Origin of the sequence: Streptomyces sp. NPDC057543, from assembly GCF_042801895.1 — a bacterium.
Taxonomy (GTDB): Bacteria; Actinomycetota; Actinomycetes; order Streptomycetales; family Streptomycetaceae; genus Streptomyces.
In genome coordinates this window covers 1-6,338 of record NZ_JBHVFF010000392.1, presented here as the reverse complement: position 1 = coordinate 6,338, position 6,338 = coordinate 1, and the positions used below count along the sequence as shown (strand labels likewise).

General features: G+C 70.0%; 6 protein-coding genes. 1 reads left to right on the top strand and 5 read right to left on the bottom strand.

Annotated elements, in window-relative coordinates; genetic code table 11:
- Positions 1-46: 46 nt before the first annotated feature.
- The 4 genes from ACFU8Q_RS37920 to proS form a co-directional block, all read right to left on the bottom strand.
- Positions 47-286 (bottom strand): RNA-binding protein, encoded by a 240-nt coding sequence (locus tag ACFU8Q_RS37920; protein ID WP_005311361.1) that lies wholly within the window; start codon positions 284-286, stop codon positions 47-49.
- A 2-nt stretch (positions 287-288) separates the two neighbouring features.
- Entirely contained in the window at positions 289-732 is a 444-nt protein-coding gene (gene rpsP / locus ACFU8Q_RS37915; protein WP_384463635.1) for a 30S ribosomal protein S16, read from the bottom strand.
- A gap of 157 nt (positions 733-889) precedes the next feature.
- Entirely contained in the window at positions 890-1,483 is a 594-nt protein-coding gene (locus tag ACFU8Q_RS37910) for a hypothetical protein (protein ID WP_384463632.1), read from the bottom strand.
- Positions 1,484-1,708: 225 nt separating this feature from the next.
- Positions 1,709-3,124 (bottom strand): proline--tRNA ligase, encoded by a 1,416-nt coding sequence (gene proS, locus ACFU8Q_RS37905; protein ID WP_384463629.1) that lies wholly within the window; start codon positions 3,122-3,124, stop codon positions 1,709-1,711.
- A 239-nt stretch (positions 3,125-3,363) separates the two neighbouring features.
- Between proS and ACFU8Q_RS37900 the strand changes: the two genes are divergently transcribed.
- Positions 3,364-4,224 carry a methyltransferase domain-containing protein gene (locus ACFU8Q_RS37900; RefSeq protein ID WP_384463625.1) on the top strand — a complete coding sequence of 287 codons (861 nt, stop codon included), beginning with the start codon at positions 3,364-3,366 and terminating at the stop codon, positions 4,222-4,224.
- A gap of 31 nt (positions 4,225-4,255) precedes the next feature.
- Here ACFU8Q_RS37900 and ftsH read toward each other — a convergent pair whose 3' ends face one another.
- The gene (gene ftsH, locus ACFU8Q_RS37895) at positions 4,256-6,169 is read right to left on the bottom strand and encodes an ATP-dependent zinc metalloprotease FtsH (RefSeq protein WP_384463622.1); all 1,914 of its coding nucleotides are present in this window, start codon (positions 6,167-6,169) and stop codon (positions 4,256-4,258) included.
- Positions 6,170-6,338 lie beyond the last annotated feature (169 nt).

Below are 6,338 nucleotides of genomic sequence, written 5' to 3'. Positions count from 1 at the left end.
GGGTGGGCCCATGGCCCTCCCCGGCCCGTGCCGGTGTTCAACTCTGTCAGCGAACCTGATCCACGTCGACGAGGTCGACGCGGATGCCACGGCCGCCGATGGCGCCCACGACGGTACGCAGCGCGCGTGCGGTGCGACCGTTGCGGCCGATCACCTTGCCGAGGTCGTCGGGGTGGACCCGGACCTCCAGCACGCGACCACGGCGCAGGTTGCGCGAGGCGACCTGCACATCGTCAGGGTTGTCGACGATGCCCTTCACGAGGTGCTCGAGAGCCTCCTCGAGCATGCTCAGGCCTCGGTCGACTCGGCGGACGCAGCCGCGTCAGCAGCCTCGTCCGCCTTCTTGTCGGACTTCTTCGACTTCTGCGTGATGGCCTCGCCCTTGGACTCCTCGCCGGTGTCCTTGGCCAGGGCCTCGAACAGGGCGCGCTTGTCCGCCTTGGGCTCCGGCTGCAGCAGCGGCGCGGGGGCCGGGAGACCCTTGTGGGCCTGCCAGTCACCGGTGAGCTTCAGGATCGCGAGAACCGGCTCGGTCGGCTGGGCGCCGACGGACAGCCAGTACCGCGCACGCTCCGAGTTGACCTCGATGCGCGAGGGGTTCTGCACCGGGTGGTACAGGCCGATCTCCTCGATGGCCCGGCCGTCACGGCGGGTACGGGAGTCGGCGACGACGATGCGGTAGTGAGGCGAACGGATCTTGCCCAGACGCTTCAGCTTGATCTTGACTGCCACGGAAGTGGTGTCTCCTGGTCTATGACGTGGTTGGGCACAACGAAGATGCCACGTGGGGTTGCGGTACTCGGGTGCCCGATGGACGCGTCAGCCGGAGGAGAGAGGGGTCCTGTGCGACTGTCGAGTACAGCTAGCCATTGTGCCACACCACGTCGGGTCACCCCACCGCGACCGCGGCTTCGGGGATGCGGAACGGCTTTCCGCAGCCTCCGCAGACGATCGGCGCCTGCGCCAGCACCGACGGGACGACCCGCACATTGCGTCCGCAGTCGCAGACCGCCTTGACGCGGACGCCTCCACCGGACGAGCCGTGCCGGGCGGCCGGCCCACGGAAGGAACGCTTGGTGTCGGCGGCGGTGGCGACCGTATGCGCCTTGAGGGCGCGCTGCAGCCGCTCGATCGTCGGCCGGTACCTTCTCTTGGCCTCGGGGTTGAGCGTGACCAGCGAGAAGCCGCTGCTGGGGTGGGGCTCCTCGGCATGATCGAGGCCCAGCTCCTCGGCGATCGCGAGGAATCGTCGGTTGTGGTAGCGGCCGGCCCGCGAGGTGTCGCGGACACCTCGGGCGGCGGCGATGCCATGGACTGCCTCGTGGAGCAGTCGCTCGAAGGAGAGTTCTCCGCCACAGGCGGACGAGGACTCTCCGATCAGGGACTCTGGCGCGGCTAGATCGGGCAGCTCGGGGTGGTACCGCTGAATATCGGCCCACGCCTGCGCCAGCTCTGCGGCAAGTACAGGTGGTGTCGTGCTCACGTCGTGACAACGAGCACGGGGGCCCCGGTGTTCCGATTCCGGGCCATCCCAAATAATTTGCACGTACCAGTCAGTTGCCATTGATGCGCCCTGACGAGGGCGGGTGCGCTGATCTGCGGAGAAGTCTCACAGCTCACACCAAGGTGGTACGTAGTGCCTCGTACGCCCGGGCGTAGACGGCAACCGTACGCCGGGCCGTCGGGCGGCCCGGCGGCGGGTGGGGCGTCAGTAGGCGCGGGCCACCAGGGCGACAGTACCGGGGGCGTCGTCCGCGTCCGGCACGGACCCGTCCCCGGCGACCAGGCACCGTACGGACACCCCGTGCTCCGCGAGCCGGGCCTCCCCGGCCGGGCCGAGGGCCGACCAGGCGATACGCGCCCAGCCGCCCGCGGATGCCGCCTCCACGGCCTCCTCGACGGACGCGACCTCGCTGGTGGCCGACTCGCGCCGGCTCCGGGACTCCCGCAGCAGAGCTGCCTGGTCCTCCTCCAGGACCGCCGGGAGCAGCGCGGGCAGCGCGTCGATGTCCACCGGTTCCTTTCCGCCGGGGATCCGCCGGGCGAGCATCGCGGAGCCGACCGCCAGATCGCGCGGGCCGATCTCGATCCGTACCGGCACACCCTTCAGTTCCCAGTCGACGGCGCGGCGGCCGAACGGGGTGTCGGTGCGCTCGTCGACCTCGGCCCTGATTCCCGCGGCACGCAGCCGCTCCCCGACCGACCGGACCGCGGCCAGTACCGCGTCGTCGTCCTTGACCGCGAGGACGACGGCCTGGACGGGAGCGAGGCGCGGCGGCACCCGAAGGCCGTGATCGTCGCCGTGCGCCATGATCAGACCGCCCACCATGCGGGTCGACGAGCCCCAGGAGGTCTGCCAGACGAGCTCCTGCCTGCCTTCCCTGGACAGGTAGCTGGTGTGGAAGGCCCGGGCGAAGTTGGTGCCGAGTTCGTGGCTCGTGCCCAGTTGCAGGGCCTTGCCGTCCCGCATCATTCCTTCGAGCGTCAGGGTGTTGACGGCTCCGGCGAACCGCTCGGCCGGGGTCTTGCGGCCCAGGACCACGTCGATGCCGAGGACATCGACCATGAAGTCCGCGTAGACGTCCCGGTGGATGTACGCGGCGTACTCCCGGGCCTCCTCGTAGGTGGCGTGGGCGGTGTGGCCCTCCTGCCAGAGGAATTCCGTCGTACGGAGAAAGACCCGCGGGCGCATCTCCCAGCGCACGACGTTCGCCCACTGGTTGATCAGCAGCGGCAGATCCCGGTAGCTCTGGACCCATTTCGAGAAGTATTCGTTGATGATCGTTTCGGACGTCGGCCGCACCACCACGGGCTCTTCGAGCTCTTTTCCGCCCCCGTGGGTCACGATGGCGAGCTCCGGTGCGAAGCCCTCGACGTGCTCGGCTTCGCGTGTCAGGTAAGACTGGGGGATGAAGAGCGGGAAGTAGGCGTTCCGGGCACCCGCCTGTTTGATCCGGGCATCCATCTCCTGCTGCATCCGCTCCCACAGGCCGTATCCGTACGGCCGGATGACCATGGTGCCGCGCACCGGACCGTTGTCCGCGAGTTCGGCCTTGTTGATCAGATCCTGGTACCAGCGGGGAAAGTCCTCGGCCTGGGGCGTGAGAACGGGTGCCTTTGCCATGGCGCGCATCGTACGGCGACACCGTCCACCACACGGAGCGACTGGCCCTGCCTCCACGGGCCGTACGCACGGGCGCAGCACCGGAGCACACAACCATTGCCATCAGACCTCTGGACGCGGGCGCGGATGCGCAGTTCTCTGACATACGGGGGGAACGGGCGCGGACGCACAGGGGGGAGCAACCACTCGGGCACGACCGATCGGACACGACCGACCTCTCGGCGGATTGGGGCGCTTCCATGACACCTACGCTCGTCCGGCACCACAGCCACGCGGCCCCGGCCACCCCGGTGGATCCGGGTACCCGTGCCAGGGACTGGGCCGAGATCCAGGAGCGGATGCTCGCACCGCTGTACGAAGCGGTGTACGAGCGGCTCGAGGTGGGAACCGGCACCCGGCTGCTCTCCCTCGGCTGCGGCTCCGGCCTCGCGCTGCTGATCGCGGCCGCGCGCGGCGCGCGCGTCACCGGCGTCGACACCGATTCCGAACGGCTGGCGCTCGCCCGCGCCCGGCTGCTGCCCGATCCGGGGAGCGATGCCGGAACTCCGGAAGGGCACGCCCGGCTCGTCGACGGTGATCCGTCCGCGGCCGCCCCGGTCGACGGGGCGCCGTACGGCCTGATCACCGCGTTCACTCCGATCGGCTGCTCGTCCGGTGACGGCGAACGGCTCGTGGACGCGCTGCGGTCGGCCGTACCGCTGGCAGCCCGGGGAAGCACGGTCGTGCTGACCGGGTGGGGTCCGCCGGAGCGGTGCGCGACGGCGCCGGTGCTGCGGGTGGCGGGGCGGCTCTCCGAGGGGGCCCGGGCGCCGCACACCGATGGCTGGCGGCCGTGGGAGCGGGACGATCTGGAGGAAGTGGCGTTCCGGGCCGGTCTGAGCCCGGACGGTTCCGGCCGAGTGGCGTGCCCGTTCGGATACGCGGACATGGACAGCGCGGTACGGGGGTTGCTGTCGACGCGGCTTTTCGACGCGGCGGTTCTCGCGACGGACCAGGATCAGGTGACGAAGGAGGTCGCGGAGGCTCTGCGTCCGCATCTGCGCGGGGACGGCACGATCTGGATGCCGAACGTCTTCCGCTATCTCGTGTGCACGACCTGAAGCCCCGAGTGCACGGTCCGGGCCGCGGCGGCTACTTGGCCAGGCGGGCAATTCCGGCCGCCCGATAGGCCGCGGCCTCGTCCAGCGTCTCGTGCTCCAGCAGTGCCGAGGCCAGCGAGTCCAGCCTGTGCCGGTTTTCCCGCAGGAGCCGGCACGCCTCCTCGTAGCACTCGTCGACGATGCGCCGCATCTCGCCGTACACCGCGTCGAGCGTCGCGGGGGCCGCGGAGAGCCCGTACGCCTGCTGGGCGTCGCTCGGGATCGCCGTCAGCCTGCCCACTTTGTGGCTCATGCCCCAGCGGCCGACCATGCCACGGGCCAGGTTGGTGACCTGTTCCAGGTCGCTCTCCGCGCCGGTGGTGACCATGTCGAAGACCACCTGCTCGGCGGCCATCCCGCCGAGCGCGCCGATGATGCGGCCGCGCAGATACTCCTCGGTGTAGGCGTATTTGTCGGCCTCCGGCGTCGAGAGGGTGACGCCCAGGGCGCGGCCGCGCGGCACGATGGTGACCTTACGGACCGGGTCGGCGCCCGGCTGGAGCATGCCGAGCAGGGCGTGCCCGCTCTCGTGGTACGCGGTCCTGCGGCGTTCCTCGTCCGACATGACCAGCGAGCGTTCCGCCCCCAGCTGGACCTTCTCCAGGGCGTCCGAGAGATCGGTCTGGCTGACCTCGGACTGCCGGCGCTTGACGGCGAGCAGCGCGGCCTCATTGGCGAGGTTGGCGAGATCGGCGCCGGTCATACCGGGGGTCGTACCGGCCACCTGGGCCAGGTTCACATTGTCGGCGAGCGGGATCTGCCGGGTGTGGATCTCCAGGATCGCCTCCCGGCCGCGCCGGTCCGGCGGGCTGACCTGGACGATCCGGTCGAAGCGGCCGGGCCGGGTGAGGGCGGGGTCGAGAACGTCGGCGCGGTTGGTGGCGGCGAGGACGACGACGCCCTCCGAACCGGAGAAGCCGTCCATCTCGGTGAGGATCTGGTTGAGCGTCTGCTCGCGCTCGTCGTGGCCGCCCATGCCGGAGCCGCCGCCGCGGGCCCGGCCGATGGTGTCGATCTCGTCGATGAAGACGATGGCGGGGGCGACCTTGCGCGCCTCCGCGAAGAGTTCCCGCACCCGGCTCGCGCCGACGCCGACGATCATCTCGATGAACTCGGAGGCCGATGCCGAGAAGAATGGCACCCCGGCCTCACCCGCGACGGCCCGGGCGAGCAGCGTCTTGCCGGTGCCGGGCGGCCCCGCGAGGAGCACTCCCCCGGGCATCCGGGCGCCCATCCTCCGGTACGCCTGCGGATTCTTCAGGAAGTCCACGACGTCGTTGAGCTCGCCCTCGACCTCGTCGATCCCGGCCACGTCCTGGAAGGTGGTGCGCCGCCCGGCCTCCAGCTCGACGGGCTTGGGCGGTGCTTTGCGCCTGAAGCCGCCCATACCGCCGCCCATACCCTTGGACATCCGGCGGGCGACGAACACCCAGAGCAGGACGAGCAGCAGCATCGGGGCCAGCGAGATCAGCAGGTTGGCGAGGAAGCTGCGTTGCTGGACGACGGGCTCGGCGGTGACCGCGACATCGTCCTTCACCAGTTCGGCCCAGAGGTTGTCGTCCGCGAACGCGGGCCGCTGCGTGACGAACTTGGTGTACTTCTTGTCGGTTCCCGGGACCTTCGCCTCCTTCTTGAGCTGCCCCTGGATGGCGTCTCCCTTGGAGTAGATCTTGGAGACATTGCCCGAGGTGACCTGCTTGCTGAACTCCGTGTACGCGATCGTGCGTTCCTCCGCCCCGTTGAAGAAGGACAGCACCAGATTGGCGATCAGATAGACGGCGAGCGCGGTGAGCAGCAGTCCGCCCCAGCCTCCCGGCATCTTCCGGCCCGGTGGCGGGGGCGGCGGGGCGCCCTCGGAGCGCCAGGGCTGATCGGGCCGGTCGCGGGGAGGTACGGGGTTGGTCACGCGCGCTCCTCTGCCGACAGTCAGTGAATGTGACATTAAAGGAGAAACTGACCCATAGCCCCTTGTGGGGCCTTCCAGTGGGCCCGGAGGGGGAAACATGGCCCTCGGCCGGGACGGCACGCCGCACAGGAACAGGCGGCACATGCGTGAGGGGCGCCCACCGTCGGTG